Annotated in this window: 25 protein-coding genes; 12 read left to right on the top strand and 13 right to left on the bottom strand. The window is 52.4% G+C overall.

What is annotated here, in order from left to right; translation table 11 throughout:
* Positions 1-167: 167 nt before the first annotated feature.
* The 4 genes from B5G40_RS11470 to B5G40_RS11485 form a co-directional block, all read right to left on the bottom strand.
* A complete protein-coding gene (locus B5G40_RS11470; RefSeq protein WP_006572265.1) occupies positions 168-365 on the bottom strand; it encodes a hypothetical protein in 198 nt (65 codons plus the stop codon).
* A 14-nt stretch (positions 366-379) separates the two neighbouring features.
* Entirely contained in the window at positions 380-1744 is a 1365-nt protein-coding gene (locus B5G40_RS11475) for a relaxase/mobilization nuclease domain-containing protein (RefSeq protein ID WP_087399706.1), read from the bottom strand.
* 3 nt (positions 1745-1747) lie between these two features.
* On the bottom strand, positions 1748-2059 hold the full coding sequence (gene mobC, locus B5G40_RS11480) for a plasmid mobilization protein (RefSeq protein ID WP_087399707.1): 312 nt from the start codon (positions 2057-2059) through the stop codon (positions 1748-1750).
* A 202-nt stretch (positions 2060-2261) separates the two neighbouring features.
* Positions 2262-3338: an AAA family ATPase gene (locus B5G40_RS11485; protein WP_087399708.1), complete on the bottom strand. Its 1077-nt coding sequence runs from the start codon at positions 3336-3338 to the stop codon at positions 2262-2264.
* Positions 3339-3460: 122 nt separating this feature from the next.
* On the opposite strand from B5G40_RS11485, the gene B5G40_RS11490 reads away from it, so the two are divergent.
* Together B5G40_RS11490 and B5G40_RS11495 are read left to right on the top strand one after the other, a co-directional pair.
* Positions 3461-6490, top strand: a complete 3030-nt coding sequence (locus B5G40_RS11490; RefSeq protein WP_242959412.1) for an RNA dependent RNA polymerase — start codon at positions 3461-3463, stop codon at positions 6488-6490.
* A complete protein-coding gene (locus B5G40_RS11495) occupies positions 6480-7352 on the top strand; it encodes a hypothetical protein (protein WP_087399709.1) in 873 nt (290 codons plus the stop codon). The genes B5G40_RS11490 and B5G40_RS11495 overlap by 11 nt, the downstream gene beginning before the upstream one ends.
* 8 nt (positions 7353-7360) lie before the next feature.
* Here the strand turns inward: B5G40_RS11495 and B5G40_RS11500 are convergent, their stop codons facing one another.
* From B5G40_RS11500 to B5G40_RS11540, 9 genes are all read right to left on the bottom strand, one after another.
* Positions 7361-7651, bottom strand: coding sequence for a DUF6809 family protein (locus tag B5G40_RS11500; RefSeq protein ID WP_087399710.1), 291 nt, complete (start codon positions 7649-7651; stop codon positions 7361-7363).
* A 70-nt stretch (positions 7652-7721) separates the two neighbouring features.
* Entirely contained in the window at positions 7722-8447 is a 726-nt protein-coding gene (locus B5G40_RS11505) for a M48 family metallopeptidase (protein WP_087399711.1), read from the bottom strand.
* A gap of 5 nt (positions 8448-8452) precedes the next feature.
* Complete coding sequence (locus tag B5G40_RS11510) at positions 8453-11542, bottom strand: type I restriction endonuclease subunit R (protein WP_087399712.1); 3090 nt, start codon at positions 11540-11542, stop codon at positions 8453-8455.
* A gap of 76 nt (positions 11543-11618) precedes the next feature.
* Complete coding sequence (locus B5G40_RS11515) at positions 11619-11972, bottom strand: DUF2513 domain-containing protein (protein ID WP_087399713.1); 354 nt, start codon at positions 11970-11972, stop codon at positions 11619-11621.
* Positions 11969-13243, bottom strand: coding sequence for a restriction endonuclease subunit S (locus tag B5G40_RS11520; RefSeq protein ID WP_087399714.1), 1275 nt, complete (start codon positions 13241-13243; stop codon positions 11969-11971). Before B5G40_RS11520 ends, B5G40_RS11515 begins: the two co-directional genes overlap by 4 nt.
* Complete coding sequence (locus tag B5G40_RS11525; RefSeq protein WP_087399715.1) at positions 13240-14121, bottom strand: S1 family peptidase; 882 nt, start codon at positions 14119-14121, stop codon at positions 13240-13242. The genes B5G40_RS11520 and B5G40_RS11525 overlap by 4 nt, the downstream gene beginning before the upstream one ends.
* Positions 14122-14141: 20 nt before the next feature.
* The gene (locus tag B5G40_RS11530; protein WP_087399716.1) at positions 14142-14900 is read right to left on the bottom strand and encodes a DUF6414 family protein; all 759 of its coding nucleotides are present in this window, start codon (positions 14898-14900) and stop codon (positions 14142-14144) included.
* A 15-nt stretch (positions 14901-14915) separates the two neighbouring features.
* Positions 14916-16445 (bottom strand): type I restriction-modification system subunit M, encoded by a 1530-nt coding sequence (locus B5G40_RS11535; RefSeq protein ID WP_206407235.1) that lies wholly within the window; start codon positions 16443-16445, stop codon positions 14916-14918.
* 2 nt (positions 16446-16447) lie between these two features.
* Positions 16448-17032, bottom strand: coding sequence for a restriction endonuclease subunit S (locus B5G40_RS11540; protein ID WP_087380776.1), 585 nt, complete (start codon positions 17030-17032; stop codon positions 16448-16450).
* 694 nt (positions 17033-17726) lie between these two features.
* On the opposite strand from B5G40_RS11540, the gene B5G40_RS11545 reads away from it, so the two are divergent.
* The 10 genes from B5G40_RS11545 (at position 17727) to B5G40_RS11590 (ending at position 26009) form a co-directional block, all read left to right on the top strand.
* On the top strand, positions 17727-18353 hold the full coding sequence (locus B5G40_RS11545) for a hypothetical protein (RefSeq protein ID WP_242959413.1): 627 nt from the start codon (positions 17727-17729) through the stop codon (positions 18351-18353).
* Between the two features lie 103 nt (positions 18354-18456).
* Positions 18457-18738, top strand: coding sequence for a hypothetical protein (locus B5G40_RS11550; protein ID WP_140394184.1), 282 nt, complete (start codon positions 18457-18459; stop codon positions 18736-18738).
* The gene (locus B5G40_RS11555) at positions 18713-19921 is read left to right on the top strand and encodes an antirestriction protein ArdA (protein WP_087399719.1); all 1209 of its coding nucleotides are present in this window, start codon (positions 18713-18715) and stop codon (positions 19919-19921) included. The genes B5G40_RS11550 and B5G40_RS11555 overlap by 26 nt, the downstream gene beginning before the upstream one ends.
* Complete coding sequence (locus tag B5G40_RS11560; protein WP_087289478.1) at positions 19921-20658, top strand: hypothetical protein; 738 nt, start codon at positions 19921-19923, stop codon at positions 20656-20658. Before B5G40_RS11555 ends, B5G40_RS11560 begins: the two co-directional genes overlap by 1 nt.
* Positions 20659-20740: 82 nt before the next feature.
* Positions 20741-21775, top strand: coding sequence for a hypothetical protein (locus tag B5G40_RS11565; RefSeq protein ID WP_087289479.1), 1035 nt, complete (start codon positions 20741-20743; stop codon positions 21773-21775).
* Positions 21775-22293 (top strand): hypothetical protein, encoded by a 519-nt coding sequence (locus B5G40_RS11570; RefSeq protein WP_087289480.1) that lies wholly within the window; start codon positions 21775-21777, stop codon positions 22291-22293. The genes B5G40_RS11565 and B5G40_RS11570 overlap by 1 nt, the downstream gene beginning before the upstream one ends.
* Positions 22294-22324: 31 nt before the next feature.
* Complete coding sequence (locus tag B5G40_RS11575; RefSeq protein ID WP_087289481.1) at positions 22325-23302, top strand: DUF4314 domain-containing protein; 978 nt, start codon at positions 22325-22327, stop codon at positions 23300-23302.
* A complete protein-coding gene (locus B5G40_RS11580) occupies positions 23295-24545 on the top strand; it encodes a hypothetical protein (RefSeq protein ID WP_204248306.1) in 1251 nt (416 codons plus the stop codon). Before B5G40_RS11575 ends, B5G40_RS11580 begins: the two co-directional genes overlap by 8 nt.
* Positions 24542-25603, top strand: coding sequence for a hypothetical protein (locus B5G40_RS11585; protein WP_087399720.1), 1062 nt, complete (start codon positions 24542-24544; stop codon positions 25601-25603). Before B5G40_RS11580 ends, B5G40_RS11585 begins: the two co-directional genes overlap by 4 nt.
* A gap of 97 nt (positions 25604-25700) precedes the next feature.
* Positions 25701-26009 carry a hypothetical protein gene (locus tag B5G40_RS11590; RefSeq protein WP_087289483.1) on the top strand — a complete coding sequence of 103 codons (309 nt, stop codon included), beginning with the start codon at positions 25701-25703 and terminating at the stop codon, positions 26007-26009.
* The last annotated feature ends 4 nt before the right edge of the window (positions 26010-26013 follow it).

The following is a 26013-nucleotide window of genomic DNA, read 5'->3' on the forward strand; positions in this document are numbered from 1 at the left end:
TACTTCGGCCGGCGACAGGTTTTGGCCTGCCGCTTTTTGTGCTGCGATGGTTTTTCATGAGGCGTTGAAAGCCTGTTTGTCAAGGTTCACGCCCTCGCTACTTATTTTCGTAGCAAGGTTCATATGCACACACAGTATCCCACACCACTGGTAAAAAGTCTACTGAATCAAGCGGGCTTGTTCAGATTTTCAAAGTCCTGCGCCATCAACAGCGTCTGCTCAATTGCAGATACTGTGTCAGGCTGTGTAACGGCGTTTTTGAAGCGTAGGGCAACAATCAGTCCGTCCACTTCCATCGTGATATATTCTGTCGGCTCAGAGTATCGGGGATGCTCCCGATCATACATTGCCTGCTGATAACTCATGTGATCATCCTCCTTTACATGGTCTGCTGCCAAGTTTGTTCTTCTTCGTGGTCGTCCTCGGCGTGGCCTTGGGCGATTTTCTTTTGCCGTTCCTTTCGAAGTGCCTTGCTGTCTGCGTGGTAGTGCGTGGTGGTGGCGTCCCTCACGGGAGCAGGCCCCTCGCCACGCTCCAGAGCGTGGCCAAGCTGGACCATACCACCCACAGCACCAGCCCAGTCAGCGCCAGGGCCGCCAGTCCCAACAGCAGACTGGTCCATGGAATGTCCGGCAGACTCAGTCTGGGCAGTCTGATGCCGGGCAGAGAAAAACGCTTCTCGTTCCGCTTCCCAGCCTGTTCGCTCATCTGCTCCAGATGCTTCACCGCTTTCAGCAGCTCGTCCATCTGCGTCCGGGTCGGGAACTGCGTCAGCAGTTCGTTGACCTTCTTCAGATAACCGGTCTGTCTCTCGGTGTGGTACCCCAGCGTACAGAGGCTGCTCAGCAGTTCCTCCCACTCCGCTTTCGTAGGATGGTCTTCGGGAGGCGGTATCAGCTCCTGCGCCGGAGGCTGCGTAGTCTGCACCATCTGCGCAGGTCGGTTCTTTTCCAACAGCTCGTCCATAGATAACTTCTTCTCTGATCCTGAATTCATATTCCATATTCTCCTTCAAATATTTGTCCCCGAACAGCAGGCGGTCACGGCACTGCCAGCCGCTGGGTGTGGTGTAGGTGATATTCCGCCGGGAGGTTTCCCAGCGTACCTTGTAGCCCTCGCTCTCCATCAGCGCAATAAACTCCTCACGGTTAGAGGCGTGGCGCATACAGTCGTTGATGATGTTCATGAGCTGCAGTTTTTTACTCTGGCCACGGGCGGCCGTGTGATACTCGCCGATGGACATCGTCTTGGTCTTCTCTTTCCTGTTCGTGGGGTTGAACACAGGGAGAGAAAACTCCATGCAGACTTGATCGTTGCGCTGCCGCAGTTCCTGGAGCTGCTCCTTTGCGATGTGCAGTTTCTTCCCAGTATCGAAGTTGACGGAGTTGATGAGAAAGTGGGAATGAATGTGTTCCCGGTCTGTGTGGGTGCAGACCAGAACTTCATAGCCCTCATAGTACTCGGCCAGCTTCAGTGCCGCCGCATGAGCGGCGACCGGATCGACCGCTTCGCCTTTTGGAAAGCTCTGCACCATGTGGTAGAACAGCACACCGTCGGTTTTGTGATGCAGCCGCTTGGTGGTCATGAAGTCCGCGTAGACAGATTCCAGCTGGCAGTTGATGCCTGTGACCAACTGTTGACCGTCACACTCGGTTTTCTTGTTCTGCATGGTGTACCGCATCACGGCTCCCATGCATCCGGTGGTCTGTCCTCGCTTGTAGTTAGTGAAGCTGATGATCGCCATTTTTCACCACCGCTTTCGTTCCAGAATCAACCGGACAGCGGCGCAGAGTTCAGAGAATGCCTGGCGTACGCTGTCCAGATTGACTACCGTGATGCGTCCCATATGTGCCAGGGTGACGAGTTGATTCAGATTTCTGCCGATTGACTTCAGCTCTTTGAGCACTTCTTTCACTCCATCGACGACCACAACCTGCTTTCCCAGACAGCAGGCTGTCACATAGTCGCTCATGGACATTCCGGAGCGTTTCGCCAATTCCTTTATGGCCTCCCGGTCTGCGGATGCCATCCGGGTGCTGAATTTGATATCTTTTTTCATGTCGTTTCCTCCAGTCTTTCATAAAAATGGGGTGTGGGGCAGCGCCCCGCAAACAAGCGGAAGGCGGGCGGCGGCTTTGCCGGTGACCAGACAAACGCGATGCTGGCCACCTCCAAGGAGGTGATTCTCCCGCGCCGAACACCCGCGCTCCTCCTTCGGCCACAAGCGGCCCAACACGGCGTTTCTTTTGCTTTGCGGGAGTTTACTCGCCGCACCTGGAAACCGCCCGCAAATCACCGCACAGCGCCTCGACAGGGTCGATAGGGACGATTTCTCCGGCGCCCTCCAAATCGGCACTATCGGCACGGCGCAGCTCAATCACTCGTTTTCCGTTGCTGCGGCGCACCATTGCCTGAATTCCGTTTTTTCTTAGGGCCTCAACGCTTTGCAGGATCAGCCTTGAAATCTTTTTGGGCGTTACCCCTTCGATTCTGTCAGGGTCGATCTTTTCGGAGAGCTCCGTGGGAGTGCCGATAAATGTTGTTCTGCTGCTCATAAATGCAGAGAGGAGAACAACGATTTGCCCCTCCAATAGTTCCGGCTGTATCCGGCTGTCCGAAACCAACTCCCACACATTTTCCTCGCCGCGTCGAAGTTCCAGCTCCCGATATTCGATGTCCCGGCCCACGCAAGTCAGTCTGGCCCTGCCGCTACCCCGCTTTTCTTCCACCAGCGTGAAGCTGGAATCCACTGCACCACTGATAGCGGTGGTCCCGGAAATCCGGTGGAACACATCTTCCGCCTTTTCCTTGCGCAGATGATGGATGAGCAGGATGGCAATGCCGTGCTTGTCCGCCAACCGCTTCAGCACAGACAGATCCCGGTAGTCATTGGCGTAGGTGGCGTCGTGGATCGGACGAACCATCTGCAGGGTATCGATGATGACCAGCATGGTATCGGGGTGGGCGGTGAGGAACACTTCTACCTGTTCCTCCAGCCCCTGACCGATGAGCGCACACTCCGTGCAGAAGTGGACGCTGTCCGGCGCGTCCTCGGTGATCTCAAAGAGCCGGTTCTGGATACGGAGGACGGAGTCCTCCAGACAGAGATAGAGGGTGGTGCCCTGCTTGGTGGTCATGTTCCAGACCGGTTCTCCCTTGGCAACTGTCACCGCCAGCCACAGAGCAAGCCAGGACTTGCCCACCTTTGGTGAGCCAGCCAGGATGTGCAGACCCTGAGAGATCAGGGTATCCACCACAAAATTGGGCGGCTCCAGCGGACGATCCATCAGGGTTCTGCCGTCCACTGTGATCAGGGGATGGTTCATTTTGTTGTTCATGTTTGGTACCTCCGTTTCAAAAATTTGAATACAAAAAGCTCCCACCTCAAAAGAAGTGGGAGTAGTATTCATTTTGATTTTGAAATGGTTTGTGGTAGAATAGAGCAAACGGAGGTGAGCCAATGGCGACCTATCAGATCTACGAACTCTCTGCCCGGGCAGTGATGAGCTATGCCACAGAGAAAGACGGCGTTTACACCTTTGCTCTGAACCGCAGTGCCACCGAGCACTGCAAGGTACCGGGTGCCAAGCACGAGCAGGACAGCTGCGCCATGTTCCACCAGCTGATGTACCAACTCCACGGGAAAGGCTGGCGGGAGCGTAGCGATGAGAAAGTCACAGCGCTTTCCGATGTGCTGTTCTATATGGACTTCGCCGGGATCTTTGACCGGCGTGGAACCGGAAAGACGCAGCAGGCCCGCCGGGAGAAGGCCAGAGATATGTTCCGCCCCGAGGGGATCACCCTGGACTTCGGCAGCGGCCCTTGCCGCTATGTGGCCTTTGAGCGCTCCGCCAGCATGAGCCGCCAGTCCCGCCTCTCCTTCATCCGGGCGGAACTGTACGAGCCCATGCGCCAGCGGATCATGCTGAATATGGAACCGGGCCGATGCCAACTCAGTAAACTCTACGCCTACAATGGTCTCATGTTCTCCAGTGGAACCCGGATAGACGGCATCCGCATTGACAAAAATCACCGGGTCATCGTCATAGACAATCCAACCAAGAGAGTGGAGCGAGCCCCTGTCATTACCCTGCTGGAAGGCAGAGAGCCGGGAACCTTCTACCGGGCAGATACACTGGAAGATCTGGACATCACCTGCTTTGACGGCGTGGGTCTCATCTCCAAGGAGTACGCCCAGGTGGTAGACAAGGCCTGCTGCGGCAGCCACACCCACACCTCCTTCCAGATTCGTATGCCCTACATCAAGGGGATGCTCCACCAGGTGGACTTCAAGGATTTTTTGAAGCGCAGCGGCTCCCAGACCATCGTGGATATCTGGGGCAAGGCGCACCCTGTCCGCAGTGTGGACATCATTCTCACCCGCAGTCAGTTCAAGGCCTACGGCTGGCTGCGGGAGAACGGTATGACCTGGGAGGATTACTGGGAGGCCTTCCGGGAGTACAATCACGCCCTATACATCACCAACCTGAGTAAGACGGAGCCGGAGAAGCTGGTGGAGCTCAACTATCAATTTCTCTCCACCCTCTCCATCCAGCCGGAGGAGTTCCGCCCCGCCGACCTGCCGGAAGGCTGGGATCACAGTCCGGAGGATGATTCCCGGCAGTGGCTGACCAAGGCCACCGAGACGGCCTACTATAACTTTCGTGCCAACGAAGCATATCAGCAGGAATACTTTCGCCGGGGCCTGAGCCAGCCCAAGGGGAGCCGCGCGCACATCATGGCCCGGGTACTGGAGAAAAATCCGAAGTTTATCCGCGAGCCTATTTACGTGGAACAGCTGGACGGACAGGCCCGGAAGATCCTCCGAGGATATGCCGTTGGGCGGTTGCTGGTGCCAGGGGACAACCGCTTCCTCTCCGATGATCTTCTGGAACTGCTGCGGCAGTTAATTGCGCCCCGTGTGTTCCAGTTGCCCGGTGAGCGGGACTTCTGCAATCAGGTGATGGGAGATTTCTTTGCTGAGGACAGCTTCTTTGCTCCTGGTGCAGCCTATGACCATGAGGACAGCTGCACCCTTCTGCGCAACCCCCACATCGCCCGGAACGAGGAATTGCAGCTGTCCGTGTACCCAGAGGGAGACGCACTGCGTCAGCACTACCTGGGCCACCTCACCGATGTGGTCATGGTGTCTGCAGACAGTTTGGCAGCGGAGCGGCTGGGCGGTGCGGACTACGACGGCGACCTCATCAAGACCATTGCCGATCCTATCCTGAACCGCTGTGTGAAGCGGAACTATGATTATGATGTCCATCAACAGCTCTCCAACAACGCCAACCTGCCCCTGCTGAAAATTCCATCCTTATTCGCACCCAAGTCCGACGCCAACGACTGGCAGGCTCGGTTTCAAACGGTGGAGAACACCTTTGCCGCCCGCATTGGACAGATCTGCAATGCCGCGCTGGACCGCAGCGTCATCGCCTACAACGACCACGCCGACCCGGAGGAGCGCAAGCGGTGCCGCCGGGACTTGGAGGCCCTGGCCATCTACAGCGGACTGGAGATCGACGCGGCCAAGACCGGTGTGCGGCCCAACCTGGATGAATTTCTGGGCGGACGGAATGTAAAGCGCACTCCTTTCCTCCAGTACAAATATCTGTTGGAGCGTGCGGAGGAGCGCCGCCGCGCCTGGTATGAGCCCACCCACCGAGAGCGTCTGGATGCCTTCTTTGCCAGGATCGACTGGGACACGGTGGACTCCCCGGTGGAGCGGCTACCCTGGCTGGCCCGCCAGCTGGAGCGCAACACGCCCAAGATTCAGGAGAAACCAGCGAAGGATAGCGAACTATTCACCTTCGCCCAGGAACGAAGTTGGAAGAAACAGCTGAATGAGAACATTCTTTCTTCTGTTTCTGCCTTGCTGTGGGACTACGAACACTGCCTCTCCCGCATCCGAGCCTGCCGCGCTCCTGCCAAGGGGCAGCAGCGGAAAACGGACATTGACCGCATTCTCTACGCCAGGGGACAGGAAGAAGCCTGCGACAGCGACGAACTGTATGCCTTCTTCCAGCAGCTCTCCCCGGAGCGTATCGCCGCTCTGCGAAAGGAGATTGTGGAACAGCAGTGGCACCTGATGACAGAAGCACAGAGAGAAACATTCCTGCGGGAGTGGCTGCCGGAGGGAGGCGACTACTACGATTTGCTGACCGACTTCCGCCACGGCGGCTTCCGTATGCTGGGAGATCTGGTCTGCGACATCGAGGATCTGGAGGTAGCCCGGGAACGGAAGCAACTCCGCCGACCGACGGATTCTCCGGCTTTCCAGAAGATGATGGAGGCCTGTTTGTCTGCCCCCTTCAGCGGCAACGAGCGGGCCGTGGTGTCCAAGGTTTGCCGCAAGCTGCTGAATAAGATTATCTGGCCCAGCCTGGCGGTGCCCTATGTGGTAGCCCTGGGCAAGCGGAACCTGCTGTGGGATCTGCTGCTGGACCACATTGAAGAACATGTTCTGGAGGTAGACCATGCTGAATGAGTGGAACGAGTTTCAGGACTACACCGGTGTGGTAAGCTACACCGCTCGGAACAAGCAGGACACCACCTACCTGGGCCGCTTTACCTTCGACACCATCCTGGATTTCGAGGGACTCAACCGGGTGCTGACCATCCTGGCAAGAGGGTTTCTGTTTCATAATGAGGATGGCAGCCCCGCCGAAGCGCCCCGGGAGCGCATCGACTATGCCAAGCGGGGCTTATGCGCCTGGTGCAGTGTGCCGGACAACAAAAAAGCCACGCCCCGGGAGGCGTGGCAGTTCGGCAGTGATTTTAGAAAATTCCATGGGGAGTTTCCCGGCCTTGTGGACGAAAACGGCAGCGGGTGGTTTCATAGGCATGTGCATCTGGTGGCAGCCTTTGTGCGGAAAAACCCGGAGAAGGTGTCCAGCAGTACCCAGAAGAAGTGTGCTGCCATTGAGAAGGGCTTTGACCGAGCCTGGCAGGAGAAGGTAATCCAGATGCAGATCCCTCTGTTCGCCCCCACCACCAAGGGGCAGTGGGGCCTGCGGTTTGACAGCTTTCTGGCCCAAGCTCTGGAACTGGGGCCACTCCGAAAAGAGGAACCAGAGCTTCCTCCCTCGCTGGTGGAGCAATTTCGCACGCTCACGCCCAAAGGGGTTCCCTCGGAGATGGTTGAGACACTGGCAGCCTACTACCTCGCCAACAAGCCGGAAGACTCCGACTGGGTGGTACTGCCGGTGGCCAACTTTGACGCATATTTCGGCACCACCAGCTTTGGGCGGAAGTATCTGAAACAAATCCCGGAGACCATTTTAGAGCGATCTGAAACAGGCTTTGGACTGTGCCGGTATCGGCTGGGCGGCACCCTTGTCATTAAGTAGAGATAGAATCAGGCATCCATCTCCGCTTCTTCCACTGGAGATGGATGCCTGTTCGTTTCAAAATGATTCAGTTCGTATGCCAGTTCCCAAGCCAGACGGAATCCGCAGATAAAGCTGTCCACGGAGCGTTGCTCTATCATCAGGTTCTGGGCGTCGATGATCTGCAGCACCAACTTCCGCTCTGGCTTGTCCAACCGCTCAATAAGCTGCCGGTGGCAGGTTTCTACTTCCTGTTCGAATTCCACCATAGGCAGAGGGATATAGAATCTGTCGTACAACAATTTCAGTGTGTCGTTCATGTGCCTCGCCTCCTTGTAGCAAGACACAATAGCACAGGTTAAGGAAAATAGCCAGCTCTTTGCAGGTATTTTACAACCAGAAAGTTGCGCTTTTATCCAGGGTTTCTTTCCGCTGTTTCCAATCCGGCATCAGCATCGTTAAGAAAGCATAGAACTGCTTCGAATGATTTGGGTGAACGAAGTGGCAGAACTCGTGCATCACGACATATTCGATACAGTTGCGTGGTGCCTCTAACAGCCTCTTATTCAGTGTAACAACTCCCTTTTCGGCCAAACAAGATCCCCATCGGGTCTCCATATTCCGAATCCGTAATTCTGGCATCGGCACCCCATATTTTTGAAATACGGGGTAGGTCTCCAAAATAATTTCACCGAAAATGGATCGACACTGCTCATCCAGGTAACGGGTCACCATCTTTTGCTTTTTTGTAAAGTCTTCCGTGTCTTTCACACAAAGGTGCAGATAAATCCCATCAGAGGAAATTGTGTCCCGCACATTTTTCTCCACTTTCAGGCGGACCCCTCTGCCCAGCAGATAGAAAGTTTCTCCACTGACATATTGTTTGGGTTGAGGGGCATACTGCGCCATCTCACGAAACTTTCTTTGTGCTGAGCGAATATAGCCCCCTTTGCTCACTACAAAATCGTCAACCTTTTCAGCTGAGACATCTGGATTAGCTGAAACATAAACCATGCAGTCCTTATGAACCCGCAGATTGAGATTTTTTACCTGCTTCTGCTCCAGCAGATAGTGGATCTCGTTGTTTTCATATACGACGGTTCTTTCCTGCGCCATTGCTGTCAAAACCTCCGAAGTGCTACTGTTTTGACATTTTCGATGATCTTATCAATGGTGTCAAAAGACAGTTTTAATCCCCGTTCTTTCTCGTAGTCATAAAAAAGGTCATCAATATCCTGCGAAATCCGGTCGTGGATTGTTTTGTTGTTAGTCCAATCCACCTGACTGTGGTTAGCCACAATTTTTGTAATCTCTTCCGCAATCTCCGCAACAAAATCAGGAGAAACTTCCGCTTCCTTCGCTTCGTCGAATACTGCTGACAGGACACCGTAAAACGCTTGGGCATGAACATTATTCTTAATGGATTCCGGATAGGTCACGGTACTCTTTCCGGCGTGATAGTCTTCCATAATGGTACGCATCTTTGCCAGATATTCAGCCTCAGAGATCACCTTTTCCTTGTACTGCTCCAATGCGTCCTTGATCCGCTTGGAGAAACTGTCGTAATAGGCAGGATTCTCCTGATACTTTTCGCTAATGCTGCGGGTCAATTTGCTGGTAATCGCATCTGCCTTTGCTCGAAGAGATCCCAACTCCTCCAATTCCCGCTCAAAATCATCCTTGTTCAGAATATCGATGGGGCTGGTGATCTGTTTCAGACCAGCTACGGAGAGGTGCGTATCCAAAAGATTTTGCATCAGCGGCTCATATTCCCGGTTATCAATGGCATCACAGTAACGGATTTTCACGCTGCGGCGCACCTTGGAGAAAAAGATAAAAGTATTTTGATACTGCTTCAATTCATCTTTCGGAATGGCTGCATACGCCTGTTCCGCATTCAGCACCATATTCAACGCTTTACCAAAAGCACAGAGGAGATTATAAAAGTTCTCTCGCTTCTTATCGTCAGCGAGAAACACTTCCACTTCTTCGGTGTCGCGTGGATTTTTCAAGTCTGCAAACAATTCTGTCAACCGAGTATAGGCTTCTCGCAGGCCAGCCACAGACGACATGACATCCACCACGACGCCCTTCAGGTCTCCACTGTCAAAGTTCTCCAGCCCGGCGCCACTGTACAGATCCATAGCGGTATCCAGCTTTTCAATCAGTCCACGGTAGTCCACAATGAGGCCATAGTCCTTGCCTTCATACAGACGATTGGTGCGGGCAATGGCCTGGAGCAGGCCGTGTTCTTTCAACTCTTTGTCGATGTAGAGCACCTGGCAGATGGGGGCATCAAAACCGGTAAGCAGCTTACTGCACACGATAAGAATATCGATGTCCCCTGCGCAGAACTGGTTCTTCATTGCCTCTTCATAGGCATCTGCGTCACCGTAGCGGTTCATCATTTTATTCCAGTAGGCAATGACCTTATCGTCGGTACCCTCGTCTATATCGTCTACACTTTCCCGCAGATCAGGCGGTGAGATCACCACGGCACAGTTCAAATCCCCAAATTGCTCAAAGCACTCCAGATACCGAATCGCATCCCGCTTGTAGTTAGTGGCCAGCATAGCCTTAAAGCCGGTATCTTTGTACCCATCAATGAAGTGCTCATTGATGTCCAGAGCGATCCGCTTGATACGGGCATCGGTGGAGGTCAGGCGGCGAATACTGCTCCATTTCCGGGAAAGGTCATCCCGCTGCGCTTCCGTGAGCCGTTTGGTGGTCTGTTTGAACCAGAGGTCGATATTTGCCTCGTCCACATTCTGTTCCACAAAGCGGCCTTCGTAAATGAGCGGCACAATGGCTCCGTCATCCACACCGTCCTTGATGGTATATTTGTGGATCAGCTTACCGAACTTTGCCATGGTGTTCTTCTCTTTTTTCATCAAAGGAGTACCGGTAAAGCCAATGTAGCAGGCATTGGGGAACACCGCCCTCATTTTGGTGGCCAGCAGACCATAGTTGGAGCGGTGGCTTTCATCCACCAGCAGAAACACATCCCGTGAAAAATTCTTGTGCTCCATTTTTTCAGCGGTGTTGAACTTATTGATGATGGTAGTAACCACATCCGCCTTGCCGCTATTCAGCAGCTCTACCAGATTCCGTCCACTGGTGGCTCGGGCCGGATTAAGACGGGTGTGAGCAAAGGTGGCGGCAATCTGACGATCCAGTTCCTTGCGGTCAGTGACAACGACTACTTTCGGGTTGCAGTCGGACAGTTCCATCAAGATATATTTTGCCAGCATAACCATGGTCAGACTTTTTCCGCTGCCCTGGGTGTGCCAGATAACGCCACTTTGACGGTTGCCCTTTTCGTCTGACTGTTGAATGGTCTTGATAATCTCTTTAATAGCGAAATACTGCTGATACCGGCAGATTTTCTTTACATTGGCATCAAAGAGCACAAAGTACCGGATCAGTTCCATGACCCGTTCTTTGCTGAACAGAGAAATCAAATTCCGATCCTGCTCAGTTGGGGTGCGGTCACTCACATACTGGGCCAGTGCCTCTTCCTGAAAAGTGGCGTCTTGTTCCTTCCAAACATTCCAGAATTTCTTAGGCGTGCCGGTGGTGGCATACTTCACAGCGTTTTTATTGGTCGCCATCACGATCTGGGCAAACTTGTAAAGTTGCGGGATGTATTCCTTTTGTTGGTTACGGATGTTCTGCTCCACGGCCTGTTCTACGCTGATCTGGGGCGTTTTACACTCAATGACAGCGAAGGGAATACCGTTGATAAACAGCACGATATCCGGCCGGGCATTGTGAAGCTTGTCCCGGCTGTCTACTGCAAACTCCTCGGTAACATGGAACAGGTTGTTCTCCAGATGTTCCCAATCAATATACTTCAGATTGAAACTGAGGGTTTTACCCTCACCTACACTCTCTGGATAGCTTTTGCCCAGCAACAGGGCATCATAAATTTTTTCACTGGAGCGGATCAGACCGTCAGTTAAAGGCTCATCCAGATCTTCCATGGCACGCTCGATGTTGGCGGCGGAAAACTCGTTTTCCGCACCGGCAAAGGCGTAGCGGTTGAGCCGCCGCAGCTGGCCTCGGAGGATGTCTTTCAGCAGCACATGGTATCGGCTGCCTCTCTGCGCCTCGCAGTCCTCAGGTGATATGTAGGTATAGCCCATGGACCGCAGCAGATCAATGGCCGGCTGCTGGCTGACATTCTTTTCTAAGTACAGAGATTTGTCCATGGTTGCCTCCTTTCGGAAATATCAGTAAAAGCAGGAATAGCGGGGCGGGAAATCCCGCCTCGCTGTTACCTGAAAGTTAGATTCCAGTTATCATAGATGAAATAATAGAAGGTGCAACACTCTTAATAATTTCGAATGTCAAAGTCGCTCCTTTTTGAGCCACTGCCTCTTTTATTCTATTCCAAACAGTTTCTTCACGAACTTTATCCAGAAAGTCATGTCCTTCCCATGTCAATTGGCCCACGCTATATTGACTACGAAAATAGGGGGTATAATCTTCAACAAATCCTTCCTGATATAAAAGTTTACAATTATAATTGATATCTTCCGCAGAATATCCTTCAATTTTCAAATCAGATATGGGGCGTCCACTTGTGTCTTCTTCAATTTTAAAGAGTATTTTTCTGCAAAGTTCCATATCGCGTTTCATGATTTAACCCTCACAATACCCGTCAGCAAAAGCTGCATCAGGGCTTTTTTCTTTTGTTTTTCCTGTTCGATGTCCTGCTGAAGTAGCTCGATTTCACGGTCAGCGGCAGAAAGCACTTTGGCAATATAATTTTGCTCCTCTTTTGTCGGCAAGGGAATAGGCATATCAAAGAAATCGCCATCTGAAATACTTATTCTATCATGCCGCGCTCCATAATTCGCAACTCCCTTCACATATTTGTACCAACAAGACGATTGAAAGTAGTATTTTAGGAAATCCTGACTAATCTGTGGCGAGGAAATGGTGAACACTGTGTAGAGTGGAGACATAATGCCAGTCTCACCAGTTTCATTCACATTAATTGGGCCACATGGTGCGGTGACTGAAATTCGAGGGTTGTAAACAAATGCACCTGGAATAACAACATAGTATCCATCAATTCGTTCCTCGTTTGCTATTTCTTTATCAAATTCTTGATCTTGAGATACAATTCCATGTTGAGCACTGTTAGATAGAACGAGGCGATATTGAAAACCATGGTTTTTCTTTTTTTGTTTTTCTGTCAACTTTTTTAATGGTTTTATCTTCCACTCTTCACTAAACCCCGGAAGGCGCTTTTTGCCGGTCAAAAGCTGCTGCATGAGATACTTTTTCTGCCGCTGTTTTTCGGCAAGGCGCTTTTCTTTCAGCTCAATTACTTTGTCCTGGGTAGTGAGGATGGTGGCAATCTTGGTGCGCTCATTTATAGATGGCAACGGTAACATGAACTCTAAAAATTGAGAAAAATGAACACGCTGCTTCTCAACCAATGATCCCGTGGAGACCCTATTGTAGTAGGTGATCATAGGGCCACAGGTTAGAAAGCTATCCATAAACGGCAAGTCGCTTTCATGTACCGTTGTAAAAATATCGTAGTACCCCGAAACGGCAACCGGCATATCTCCCTTATGTCTGGCAACCGCACCAAAACGAAGGTTCATTGGGTTGTAAGCATAATCATTCGGCCTTACAATCTTATAAGAGTCCTCTTTTTTGACAAGGTGACTTCTTTCATATCGTTCCGTTTTCGGGGTAATCCCATCTTCTATTGTAAGACTGTACAGAGGATACTTTTCCAAATCGTCTGTATAATCACTTGTGCTGGTAAAAAGAGTGGAAAATGAGGTTTCCTCCCATTCTTCAGGCACAACTCCCAGCTTTCCTTTTTTATACCCATCAGGAACTTCACCCCGGCAAATTTGCTCGATTCGCTGTTTGATTTCTGGTGTCATACAGCAACCTCTTCCTTAGTCGCTTGTGGCGCAGGAAGAGTTGCAACATTGTTCGCTGCCTTCTTCTGCGTCTCTATTCTCGCCCATTCAAGTTCCACAACCTCTTTGATACGATCGACGGGATGAACAATAGTGAGGCCGCTATTCTCTTCTTGAATCATACGGTCTCGCCCGGTTTGTCTGCTATAAAGCGTTTCTCTGTAGGGAATGTACGCGCTCAGAATACCGATAAGGTTTGCACTGGTATTGCTCGGCGTTCCACCAATAGATATATGTTCCGGCCTGCTCACGATAGGACCACCAGAATTTCCAGGGAAGGTTTGTGCATCGACCAGAAATATTGGAGTACCCTTTTTTAACAAGAATGCGTCTGTAACTCTTGAAATACACCCAAGCCTACAAATGGGAACCTTGATTGGAGCGACTAAATCCATAGGGAACCCCAAGGCATACACGAGGCTTCCTTCGTTAACACCGGTATTTTGCATCTGCTCAAGTGTCAGGGCATGGTCAGCAAGATCAAATGCTCCCCAAATAGATTTGTCATTGATAAGTGTTTGCGGGAGAATTTGCAGTGCTATTATATCTGTTTTATCATGCGGATGCGCAGAGAACATAGGCACGCCCATGCTGTCATATAGGCTAATTCGATAATCCTTAACAAGCTCCCCTCCAAGCGAATTGAAACGAATGTAGACATATTTTTGTTGCTCAATAACATGCTTATTGGTGATGATGTAATATGTAGAAAGGTTTGGATTGTCAATTTCTTTTCGTCCAACGATAAAGCCCGTTCCAATCCAGTGCTTTTTTCCATCACCCCCATCTATGCCAAGAGCGACTACTGCATTTAAAAAAAAGTCTGGAATAATAGCCATGACATAGTTCCCTCCTTCGATTATTTATAGATGGCAATTACTTCAACCTTGAGGACGGGGCCCTCAATGGAAATCTTATCAAGTCCAACAGACCTTCCATTCGCTGTCATCTGACGACGCATAGTGCGCGGCAAGCGGATAAAGTCTTTCAGCGGATCAAAGATTTCAACCATATCTTTTCGCACCATACCAACAACCTTACAGAGCATGTACACATCTTGATCGGCATAGTCTTCAAGGCTGGCGTATTCCTCACGGAGATACTTTGCGTTCAACTTGCCAGAAATCGTAACATCATCGCATTCAATAATAAAGGGAATGCCTGCGGAAGCCTTACCTAATATTCCCTCTAATGCTTCCTGTTCTCCTGCAGACTTAGTTTCAATCTGCCCCATTAACATAGGCATAAACTGATCAATTAAGTTAACTGCATCAAAGGCTTCCGGAATTTCAAAACCACTACATATACGCAAGAGCTTCATCGCTGGGATTGTAGTCAAATCATATTCTGCGTTTAACACGCAATCGAAGTAGTCCTCACCCTCAAGCCTGCTAAGGTCAAGCTCAAAGCGATCGTAGTCGAAACTCACATCTTTCTCAAACTCTCCATCTATACTGGTTTCTGTTGCGCCGTTCAAACCGAAGCCGCTCACAGCAGCTGAAAAACCTGCGGTTTTTTTCTGGGATACTGCCTTGGGTTGTACATCGTTTTTGCCATCAATTTGCCGTTTATAGGTATAAAGTTTGTCTTCGTCAAGATAGATAAAGCTTCTAAACACAGGCTTATCCCTCCTTTACAGCCCCAGTTCTTTCAGGTACTCTACCATTTTCGCTTGCACCTCGGCCAATTCCGCCTCGATCGAAGCAATATTCTTCTGCACCTCATCAATATCCACCAGTCCTTCTTCCTCGAAGGTATCCACATACCGGGGGATATTCAAGTTGAAGTCGTTCTCCTTGATTTCGTCGAAGGAGGCCACATAGCTATACTTATCCTCGTTCTGTCGTGCTTGATAGGCATTGACAATGCGGGTGATGTCGCTGTCCCGCAGGATGTTCTGGTTCTTACCCTTTTCAAAGTTTCCGTCCCCGGAGGCATCGATGAACAGCACATCCCGGTAGGTACGGTTCTTCCTGAATACCAGGATACAAGCCGGGATACCGGTGCCGTAGAACAGGTTGGCGGGTAAGCCAATGACTGCGTCCAGCAGATTCATCTCCACCAGCTGACGGCGAATTTTTCCCTCGCTGGCTCCACGGAACAGAACACCATGGGGCAGCACCACCGCCATGCGACCGTTCTCGGCATCCAAACTGGAGAGCATATGCAGCACAAAGGCATAATCACCTTTGGAAGTAGGAGGCACACCCCAATCGAAACGGTGGTATTGATCCAGTTCGGCGGACATTTTCTTCTTTCCCTTACTATCCGCTTCGGCCTCCGAGAGAAACCCGCTGTCCCACTTGTCCAGGCTAAACGGCGGATTTGCCACCACTACCTGGAACTTCATCAAATTATCATCCTCAACATTCTGAGGATTGGAGAGAGTATCGCCCTGCCAAATCCGGGCATCATCCACACCGTGCAGGAACATATTCATGGTGCAGAGAGCCCAGGTCTGTGCGTTGAGTTCCTGTCCATAGATGGCCACCTTGCCACTGGGTACTTTTTTATAGGCTTTCAGCAACAAACCACCGCTACCGCAGGTGGGGTCGTAGATCCGGTCATTCTCCTTGGGCTGCACCAGAGAGGCAACCAGCTCAGAGACCTGGCTTGGCGTGAAGAACTCGCCTCCCTTCTTTCCGGCGTCAGAGGCGAACATGGCAATCATGTACTCATAGGCATCTCCGATGATATCGGCAGAACCCAGCTGACTGGGGCGCAGATCCAGTCCGTTGAAATCCTCCAGCAAGTTGCGCAGGGTAGAGTTCTTCTCTTTGGGTTCACCAAAATCCACTTGGGAGTTGAAATCGATGGCCCGGAATACATTTCGCAGCTTTCCACTGTTGTGTTCTTCGATGTGGTTCAGTGCCACATTGATTTTCTGGCCGATTTCAGCGTCGTTCCGGTTGGCATAGAGATAGTCGAAGGTGGACTGCTCGTCTATTGCAAAGCGTTCCCGGCTCATGGCCCGTTCCACTCGGCGCATATCCCCGTCATACTGTTTGATATACCCTTCGCGCCTCTCTTTGGAGACATCGCTGAGGTACTTTACGAACAACATGGAGAGGATATAGTCTTTATAGCGGGAACTGTCGATCTTGCCGCGGAAACTATCACAGGCGTTCCACAGGACCTGTTCAATATCTTTTCTGGTTGTCATCTTCATTTCCCTTTCTTTGCTCTTTTGTACGCCTGATTCAGTACACCAGCATAATACTTTTCTTTTTCATCTGCCAACATCCTAAGTAATTGGCGTTCTCTTTTGGCCAGCAGATTGAACTGGGAGATTTTACGCTGATCCTCCACGGAAAGAAGGGCCAATTCAAAGTCAGCTAAAAATCTTGCGTTAACTGCGCCAAGCATATTACTGGTTGCATTCTCATAAATTTTTCGTTTTATCTTTTCTGTATTCAACAACCAAAAAAGATACTCTGGCAACAGGCTCTTATCTTCAACTCGAATCACTACAAAGTTTGAGGAAACCACCATTCCAGATGTAGTTTCATCAATCAGAACTGCTGTATAGGGAGCTGTAAGGCGGACAATGATATCTCCGCTTTGCGAGAGGTATTCTTCTTTCAGCGGTTCTTTCGCTTCATAGATATCGGCCTCTTTCAATTGAATTGTCCCTTCCTGCTGGATACACCGCAGATTAATCAAGGGATATCGATACTCACTTGGCTCTTTGGCCTGTTTTCTCGACAAGACCAGGCCGCTGCGAACACTTGCAAGGTCCTGCAATTTCATTCTTCCACCTCTCTTGTCATGGTCAATAAATAACAATAATTTTCTAAAAAAATTTTCACCGATGAGTTGTTCCCATTATACACCAGGCCATCTTTCCTTGTCAAGTTGAACTTTGTCATGGCAAAAAAATAACTTCCAGCCTTCTACGCATATAAGTTTGCTGTCCACTCCCTCCTTATTGAAAAACTGGGGATAGTGTTTCTTGCAGTTGCTCCTCTTTCAGCATTTTCATCAAACCATACACCGCAGTCCGTGGGCAGAAAACTTACCACCTTGCGAGAGCGTTCGGTTCGCATCCGAGAGGTCGAGGGTTCGAATCCCTTCGAGTCCACCACAAAAAGCCGTGAAATGTTGAGTTTCACGGCTTTTTTGTAACTTTTTTGAGGGAGTTATGGGCCTGTAGCTCAGGCGTTTCTAAGCTGTTTTCCAAAATGTTCCCCAGTTCGTTCGCATCCCTCTTCATTTTTTGCTTTGATGGTATCCTCCCTCGCCCTTTTTGGTCGGCAAGAAGCAGAACTTAACCACAGAAACGCGACATTCACATCCAAGCAATGTGTACAAAACGGTTCGCATCTCTTTTGTGAAAAATTCGTATAAACTTGTATTTATGCCAGGACTCTAATGGGAGCCTGGCTATTTTTGATTGGAGGTGTTCAATGTGAGAGAAAAATATTTTTTGGAGCTTTCTCGCCGCTTGCAAGAGCGAGGAATCGAATCATCTGTCATAGCGGACAAGCGGCTGGAGGTATTCCTCCACAGCCAGCCGGTTCTCTATGTGTCCCCGGCAAGCGACGTCTTCCTACTGCCAGCCGGTAGTCAAAACGAGGAGGCCAGTGAATTGTACCATCAGGTGGCCATGGATGCGGACGAGGTATACAGTTATGTGGAAACGATGCAAAACGCCCCCCTGCTCCATGCCTCTGGCCTGCATGAGGACTTCCGCCTGCTGGCGGACTTCGGCGGCGCGGTGCTGGCAGGCCAGGAACGAGAAAATGGCCAGGGGTATCAATTTGTAACCTGGATCTGGGACTATGACCGAACTGGAGTCAGCCACGGTCACTACTATGAAGATGACTTCCAGAGCGCCAAGCAGGACTTTGCTGTCCGCTCCGGCCTGATCCCCAGAGCGCAGTTATTTACCCTGGAGGAACTCACAGAATTGTACCGCGCCGCGGAGCATTGGTTCTATGAAGGCCCGGAGCTGGACTACAAGCAGCAAAAAGCCATTCAGGAGGCCAGAACAAAAATCGAGTACACCGTCCCGGATCTGCAGAGCCGGTTGGAGCAGGCCCAGAGTCAGGAACCACAAATGAATTTATAGATCCTACGCTGAACAAGGCGGGGGCCGTATCATCTGCCATCGGACAGAATACGGCCCCCGCTTTTTTGTTTTCAGAGCAGAAAAAGCAAGTGAGGTGCTCCGTGTGGATCCCAAAAAACTGAACAGTTATGTCGGGGTGGTCAATCAACCGCCTCCTAAGTGGAGTAGTGTGAAGAAATGGCTGCTCCACATCAACTATGCGCCCGGCTATGCCCCGGAGCCGGAACAAAAACCAGTGTGCCGGCAGTTCTCCCGCTGCGAGGGCTGCCCCTATCCCGCCCACGGTTTCCTCTGTTGGGGCGGCGAGGATGACTGTATGCGCACCAGAGTAAAAAAACTGAACGAAAAGGAGTTGGAGCATGAGGATCAAAGCGGCTTTGTATAACGCTGATCACTTGGAATATGGCCTGGTCACTATCCCCTTCCCCATCCCGCAGGATCAATACAACGACACGATCAAGATGCTGGAGGCGCTGGATATCGGAGACCCGCGGGCAAAGGATTGTATGGTGGAGGAGATCGAAGGCTGCGTTCCCAGTCTGAAATGCCTGGAGGGGCACAGAATCAATGTGGACGAGTTGGATTACCTCGTCAAGCGGTTGGACAGTTTTTCTGACGGGGAGCTGGCCCAGTTCCAAGGAATGGCAGCGAAAATGGGACTCTCCGATATGACCGACCTCATCAATTTGACCTTTTGTTGTCAGCAGGCCACGGTCATTACGGACTTTTCCGACTTGGAGCAGATTGGCCGGGATCACTACATGAACCTCCACGGCGGATGCGTCTCCACGGAGGAGCTGGAGGAACTGGATAGTATGGAGACCGCTCTGCTCCTGATCTCGGAAAATGAGGGTACCGTCACTCCCTACGGCGTCGTCTACGACAACGGGATGCAGCTCAGCCGGATCTATCAGGGAAGAAACTTCCCGGAGTATCTATATGAGGAGAGCCTGATGACTGTTTCACTGAGGTCCATCCACGACAGCGACGACAGCCGCGAGGCGGTTTGGCTGTACCTGCCCACATCAGAGCGCCAGATCGAGCGGATGCTCTGGCGGGATGGAATGGAGAGTGAGGATTTCGCAACATTGGAGATCCAAATCAACAACTTGCCTGCCGCTGTTGAAACGGCCTGTCCCTTGGAGCAGGAAAGCGTCTTTGATCTCAATGCCATGTGCGCCGCCATCTCAAAGCTGGCGCAGGCAGATCGAGCCAAATTGGAGGCTGTGGTGGCCTATGCAAATCCGGAGAGCGCGGCTGAGATTCGCCGCCTGGCGGAGAATCTGGACCTGTTCGATTTCGTCCCCAATGTCCATACGCCAGGTGAGTACGGCAGATATATGATCCAGGACTCCGGCCATTTCGACTACGACAGCAATCTGGACGCCTTTTATGACTATGAGAAGTACGGCCAGCAACGCATCCAGCAAGAACAGGGAATCTTCACAGAGCGGGGCTACATTGCCTATCAGGGAACTTTGTCACTGGATGAGCTGATGCGGAAGGAGCCCGCAGAACAATACCAGCGAGAGCAGGATGAGTCCATGGGGATGGGGGGACTCTCCTGATGCGGAAGGAAACCGATCTTGCCAGGGTGAAGATGATCGCTCATGTACTCTTGGATATGCCAATCGCAGAAACTTCATTTTCACCAGCTATCGTCAGCCACCCGTTTACAAGTACCGGGGTTACCGCTGCTCAAAATGAGGATGGCAATATCACTGTTGTCGACTTGCTCCACAACAAAGAAGACTATGCCAAATGGAAGGAGATGGTGGGCAAACAGATCGACAGTGCTGAAAACGCCTGTCAGGTATTTTTCCTCCTTAACAAGCCCTATTATCTGACTTTTCTCAAATTTTCTGCCCCAGTCCTCTCACAGGAGAATCTGGGCCAATTGCTGGCTCATGCGTGGATTTTGGAGGAGTGCCCAAACCAAGACCGCAATGTGAGCAAAAGAGAACTGTTGGCTCTATTCCATTCTGTCCCGCCGGAACTTCTGATGGACGAGGAGGAGTACGCAGTTTATCAGTCGCTGGAGGATCCTGTGACCGTCTACCGCGGTGTGACTTCCTATAATGCCAAAAACATCAAAGCACTGTCCTGGACGTTGGACCGGGATACGGCGGAGTGGTTTGCCCACCGCTTTGGTGAGGAGGGCACCGTCTATGAGGCTCAGATTTCAAAGGAACACATTCTTGCCTTTTTCAACGGCAGGAATGAATCAGAAGTCGTAGTGGATCCCAAATACCTGGAGCAGATCATGGAGTCACCGGAGCCAGAGATAGGGATACGGATGACCTGAATTTTCTCCACGATTTGTAGTAGACTTTCATCACAAGTTGTGGTATTGGTTGTGTTCAAAAAACAGAAACGAGGTGATCGAAGTGAAAAAACAAAGTAGTTTCCAACAGACGCCCCCCTTTGACCTGCGGCCTGCTTCCGTTGAGGAGGCGGGCCTTTTCTATTCCAACGATGAGCGGGACGAGGCACTGGGCACAGTGGGCCACCTCCGCATGGACTTCGGCTCCGGCGGGAAGGGCTTCTATCACACCTGGTGGCCCCACAACGGTGACCACTTTAACACTCCGGAATTCAAGGAGGCCCTGCAGGAATTTGTGGATGCCATGCGGCAAAGCGGTCCACTGAAGAACTTGGCGGCCATGAACACCTATTGCTGGCACAACGGAGGTGAGATCTCAGAAAACGACCGCGTCTACGGGTTTGTTGCGGAGACAGAACATTACCGATTTTGCCTGCGGTGTACCCCAAGACCAGGGGATTATCAAGGGTATCTGTATTGCTACGACCTGCGCCAGCAGGAGATGGCCAGGCAGGAGAAACTGGTGGGCCGAGTGACCTATGCCAGCGGCGAGCAGCAGGAATTTTGTGATCCCCAGCGGTATCTCCAGACTATTCGAGAAGAACTGCCCTACCGAAACACCACCGGCTTCCGGTACGAGACCCTGACAGACGATCCAGCGGTGAAAAAAGCGGTAGACGACATTCTTCTGGATGTTGCCGGCGAGGAGAACCCCCGTCGCACCTGCAACTATGGTCTCACTGAGGCCGGAAAGCAGGCCCTGCGGGATGCTGCGGACCCCAGCAAGCCTCACACCTATTCCTGGTTCGTGATGACTGACTGCAACACTTCGAAGGAGCAGATCCACAGGGCTTTGACACTGGATGGGGCGATACAGCTCTACCAAGACAGCGACCGGCCTGAGAAAAGGCTGGGCGTCACCAAGGACGAGATCGCCACGGTGGACTTGGTGTGCTTTCTGGATGAAGAGCAGGTATTCTTTGAAGACTACCGTAAGCTGGAGAGTTTTCGGAATGATCCGGTGATCGCCGACGCAGTAGAAACGCTCCATCAGGAGCTGGACGGTCCGGAGGCAGGCCTCGAGATGGGAGGACTTTAATGGGAACACGCAGCTATATCGCAAGGCAAATTGGAGATGACCAGTACCTCACGATATACTGTCAGCTCAACGGATACCCGGAAGATACCGGCGCGACCCTTGTAAAACACTATGATACATCGGAGAAAGTAAACGCTTTATTGGCTTTGGGAGATCTGTACTATCTTCGAGAAAAACTCTCTCCTGACCCCGGACGCCACGATTTCATTGCTCCACAGCCAGGAGTGACGTTGGCCTATCGGAGAGATGGGGACTGTCCCGGCTGGGAGGCCACTATAAAAACCTTCGAGGAACTGTACGATGCGGCAGATTGGGCTGGGATCGAATACATCTATATCTATGATACGAATGGACAATGGCTCTACTTACCGACCGGGAATCAAGAGGCCGTCCTCCGCAGCCTAAAGGAGGACTTGGAGAACGACACGGTCCAATACAGTGAACCGCCTGATCTGGAGGATCTGCTCGGTGAGGACTGGGATGAGGAGCAGGAGGACGGCCCATCCATAGAGATGTGAGTGATCTACGAAAGAGCAAAGGAGGCAGAATATGCGGACGATATCAAAAGAATGGCTGGCATTCCTGCGGGAACAGTTCCCACGTGGGAGCCAAGTTATATGCTGGGAGCTGGATGACCCAGAACACATATCTACTGGGACGCTGGAACAGATCGATGAAGAAGGACGGTTCCACACGCGCATGGGGGATGGGGCCATTCGAAAACTGGCGTTGGGAGAGGAACAATTCTCTGTCCAGCCGCCGGAGCCAACCCTGCTCAAACTCTATATGCCCCTGACCGCCGATTTCTATGGGCGGGACGAGTGGGGCGATATAGACGAGACGGGTGAGGAATGGGACGGCCGGACGCTGCTGGACTACGAGGATCAGATCCAGGGTGCCCTGGTCAGAAACCGGATGCCGGAGGAGAAAGAGCGGGGCGTTATGCGCTGGTACGATAAACAGGACAGCCTGAATATCAAGGTACGATCCGCGGAGTTCACTGCGGAGGAGCGAAGCGGCCAACTCTGGGGCGTGGCGGAGTGCCGGGTAGTTGGAGAACTCTCCCCGGAGGAACTTTCCACTTTAAAGGAGTACCTCACCGGCCAGGCATCGGATGGCTGGGGAGAGGGCATGGATCTGGAACAAATCCGTGTGGACGGCGGTGAATTGTACATCCATCTGTGGAACAGCGAGAACTGGAGTATCCAGACGGAGCAGGAGCGGTTCGCCCCCAAGGTTGCCGAGGGCCTGCCGGCGGAGTGTTTCTCCACCCTACAGACAACCGGCCAGCTCATTTGCATCCGGCGGGGCGAGTCCGGCTACTATCCCTCCCAGTGGGATACCGGAGACAAGGAGCGCAACGTGGAGCTGGCGGATGAGCTGAATGAGCGGTTAGGCGTCACCCCCGCCCAGCGGCAGGCCATGGAGATCGGAAGCATGGCGGGCTGGGATGTTCCTGGGGCGGATCCTGCCAATTATGAAATTCAGAGAGAGGAACAGACAGAGGGAGGGATGACCCTTGGATAAGAAGATCTTCGAGGTGGAGATCAGCAGCGGCGGGCCCGAAAGCTATAAGACCTCCGCAGTGCTGACGATGCCGTGTACCCAGGCGGAGCTTTGTGACGCGCTCCAGAAGGCCCGTGTCCAGGACGTCAAAACTTGCCGCAATGAGCTGACCAGGATCCGCTATCCTGGTATCACAGCGGATATGATCGGTCGGAATGTGGATCTGCTGGAGTTGAACCTGCTGGCCCTCCGGCTGACCATGCTGGGTGAGGATGACCGGATGGGGCTGGACGGCCTGCTCCAGATCGAGAAGGAAAACCACACTGCTCCCTTTCCCCTCTCCCGCTTCATCAACCTGACCTTCAATGCGGATATCTGCCTTCTGGCGCCCCAAGTCTCCGACACGCAGGAACTTGGGGCGCTTTTGTATGAGGGTGAGATGCTCTCGGAGGAGGCCATGGCCCTGGTGGATACCATGGAGGAGGACAGCAGCTTTCGGGAGAGGTTGCTGGAGCTGCTGGGGGAACAGCACCAGGAGGAGCACAGCGGTGTGTTCACCAGCCGGGGCTACGCGGAGCCTGGCAGTGACTTCAAAGAGGTATATCGGAAGGGCGAGATGTTCTGCTTTGCCCGCCCCAGCGCCCCGGTGGTGCTGGAGGTACGCAAGGGATTTTTTGACGATCCCAGCTATGATAACGATAAGACCACTATCCTGAACCTCCCCGCTTCAGACGCCGACATCTGGCGGGCAGTGGGAGAGGTAGACGCGGCCTCGCTGGACGAGTGCGCCTTCCGCTGTATCGACTGTGAGATCCCCTCTCTGCGAGATGCGGTCGATGACGCCATCGAACAGGAGAGCGGCATCGGCATGGCAAGCGAATTCGCAACAAACCTGGCGCAGAAAAAGCAGAGCTGGCATGAGGCGGACTGGGTCAAGTACAAGGCTCTGCTGTCTGTGGCCGGGCACCCCCACCTGCAGGATGCCATCCAGCTGATGCACGGTCTGGATGCTTATGAACTACGACCGGATGTGGCGGCGACCTGGGACTATGCGGAGCTGATCCTGCGGGAGAAGTATCCGGATCTGCCGGAGGAACTGTTCCAGACCGGACAGGCCGCCCGGGTTGGACAGCGGATGCTGGAGGAGAACCATGCGTCTATTACGGACTATGGACTGCTTCGACGGAAGGATAGCGGCCAGCTGCCAGTATTTCGGAAGGAGCAAAAGGAAGCCCCCGCCTGGGGCGGAATGGAGATGGCATGATGGAAAGTAAAAGTATGGAGCGCCAGTGGATCTTGAACCGGCTGGAAACTCTGTCGGTAAAGGAACAGACCCAGCTGGCAGCAGCCATCATCTCCAGGGGCCAGCTGAAGGCGTTATCTGAAAAGGCTGGCGATGAGCGAGAGCTGGCGGTTCGGAAGATGGATCCAAATACGGCAAGGGATGCCGTCAACCTCCTGCTGGCCCTCCCGGACTACGAGGTGATCTGCCCGGCGGGGAGCTACGAACAGCTGGGGGAATACTACCTGCGATACGAAGCCGGTCAGCCTGACCTCATCCCCTATGCCAATCTGGAGCAGATCGGGTGGAACTATGAGGACAGCCACTTGGGAATCTTCGTGGGGGACTGTTTCGTGGTGCTCCCCAGGCAAGAGCCCAAGCAGTTCTATGACGGCTCCAATCTGGACAGGCTGCCAGACACTGACTGGAGCCTGCGGCTGAAACTGGCCTCCCCCGCCGTGCCGGAGGGCGTCTGGCTGTGCCTGCCGGACAGCACCATCGACGAGAAGGGGCGGATGGACGAAATCCGGCTGGCCCTGCGGGAACTGCAGGTTCAGACACTTCAGGAGTGCAGCCTTCTGGATGTGCGGTGCTCCCTTCCGGAACTGTCCATCGGTCTGGACGAGTATCAGGATCTGGCAGATCTGATCTACGATGGAAATGACCTGGGATATGTGCTCCAGGAGCAGGGCCAGGGAGAGCAACACTTTCTGGAAAAATTCCGGGCGGCGCTGGAGTATGAGCACTGTCACGACTTAAAACTGGCGCTGGACATCGCGTCGAACTTGAACTGCTATGACTACTGCCCGACAACCGAGACAGGACGGTTTGGAGAGGAGGTGTTGCAGAAACAGGGTGATACGGTGTTCCGGGACCCTGTTCTGCAAGGGAGCATTGACTTGAAAGTGTATGGGGAGGCCCAGTTGGAGCAGCAGGGCTACCTCCTGAATACCGCTGAGACCGGATACATCCGCCGCAACGAACAGGAGTTCCACCATGAGCGCACGGAGCCACAGCCAGAGTTTGACATGACCATGTAATCAGTCAAATTAGACAGGGGCCGTTTTCCGAAGGGGGAAACGGCCCCTCTTTTTTTGTGCCCTTTTTCGGAAAAACGGCTCCGGAAAGGAAACGAAAATGCATGAAAAACAATTGCTGGACTATTTAAAAGGAGCCTGCCTTGGACGCGCATACCGAGTAGGGAGTGCGGAACTGGAGCGGGCGCTGGGTGTCAGCAGCACGGATCTGCGGAAGATCGTCAACCGGCTGCGGCGCCGGGGAATCCCCATTGCCAGCGACCGGAGCGGCTACTTCTATGCCCAGACTGCCGGCGAGGTCTACACTACCATCCGTCAACTTCGGAAGATGGCAAATGGTCTGGAGGCCGCTATCCGGGGGTTGGAGCAATCCCTGGATAGCTTTGGCGAGGGCGGTGATCCCCCCTGAACAG

It is taken from the genome of Flavonifractor sp. An9, assembly GCF_002161245.1.
GTDB lineage: Bacteria > Bacillota > Clostridia > Oscillospirales > Oscillospiraceae > Flavonifractor > Flavonifractor avicola.

Coding starts and splice junctions, on each gene's coding strand:
- B5G40_RS11470 (WP_006572265.1), bottom strand. CDS start 365: ATGAGTTATCAGCAGGCAATGTATGATCGGGAGCATCCCCGATACTCT.
- B5G40_RS11475 (WP_087399706.1), bottom strand. CDS start 1,744: ATGGCGATCATCAGCTTCACTAACTACAAGCGAGGACAGACCACCGGA.
- mobC (WP_087399707.1), bottom strand. CDS start 2,059: ATGAAAAAAGATATCAAATTCAGCACCCGGATGGCATCCGCAGACCGG.
- B5G40_RS11485 (WP_087399708.1), bottom strand. CDS start 3,338: ATGAACAACAAAATGAACCATCCCCTGATCACAGTGGACGGCAGAACC.
- B5G40_RS11490 (WP_242959412.1), top strand. CDS start 3,461: ATGGCGACCTATCAGATCTACGAACTCTCTGCCCGGGCAGTGATGAGC.
- B5G40_RS11495 (WP_087399709.1), top strand. CDS start 6,480: ATGCTGAATGAGTGGAACGAGTTTCAGGACTACACCGGTGTGGTAAGC.
- B5G40_RS11500 (WP_087399710.1), bottom strand. CDS start 7,651: ATGAACGACACACTGAAATTGTTGTACGACAGATTCTATATCCCTCTG.
- B5G40_RS11505 (WP_087399711.1), bottom strand. CDS start 8,447: ATGGCGCAGGAAAGAACCGTCGTATATGAAAACAACGAGATCCACTAT.
- B5G40_RS11510 (WP_087399712.1), bottom strand. CDS start 11,542: ATGGACAAATCTCTGTACTTAGAAAAGAATGTCAGCCAGCAGCCGGCC.
- B5G40_RS11515 (WP_087399713.1), bottom strand. CDS start 11,972: ATGAAACGCGATATGGAACTTTGCAGAAAAATACTCTTTAAAATTGAA.
- B5G40_RS11520 (WP_087399714.1), bottom strand. CDS start 13,243: ATGACACCAGAAATCAAACAGCGAATCGAGCAAATTTGCCGGGGTGAA.
- B5G40_RS11525 (WP_087399715.1), bottom strand. CDS start 14,121: ATGGCTATTATTCCAGACTTTTTTTTAAATGCAGTAGTCGCTCTTGGC.
- B5G40_RS11535 (WP_206407235.1), bottom strand. CDS start 16,445: ATGACAACCAGAAAAGATATTGAACAGGTCCTGTGGAACGCCTGTGAT.
- B5G40_RS11540 (WP_087380776.1), bottom strand. CDS start 17,032: ATGAAATTGCAGGACCTTGCAAGTGTTCGCAGCGGCCTGGTCTTGTCG.
- B5G40_RS11555 (WP_087399719.1), top strand. CDS start 18,713: ATGAGGATCAAAGCGGCTTTGTATAACGCTGATCACTTGGAATATGGC.
- B5G40_RS11560 (WP_087289478.1), top strand. CDS start 19,921: ATGCGGAAGGAAACCGATCTTGCCAGGGTGAAGATGATCGCTCATGTA.
- B5G40_RS11570 (WP_087289480.1), top strand. CDS start 21,775: ATGGGAACACGCAGCTATATCGCAAGGCAAATTGGAGATGACCAGTAC.
- B5G40_RS11575 (WP_087289481.1), top strand. CDS start 22,325: ATGCGGACGATATCAAAAGAATGGCTGGCATTCCTGCGGGAACAGTTC.
- B5G40_RS11585 (WP_087399720.1), top strand. CDS start 24,542: ATGATGGAAAGTAAAAGTATGGAGCGCCAGTGGATCTTGAACCGGCTG.
- B5G40_RS11590 (WP_087289483.1), top strand. CDS start 25,701: ATGCATGAAAAACAATTGCTGGACTATTTAAAAGGAGCCTGCCTTGGA.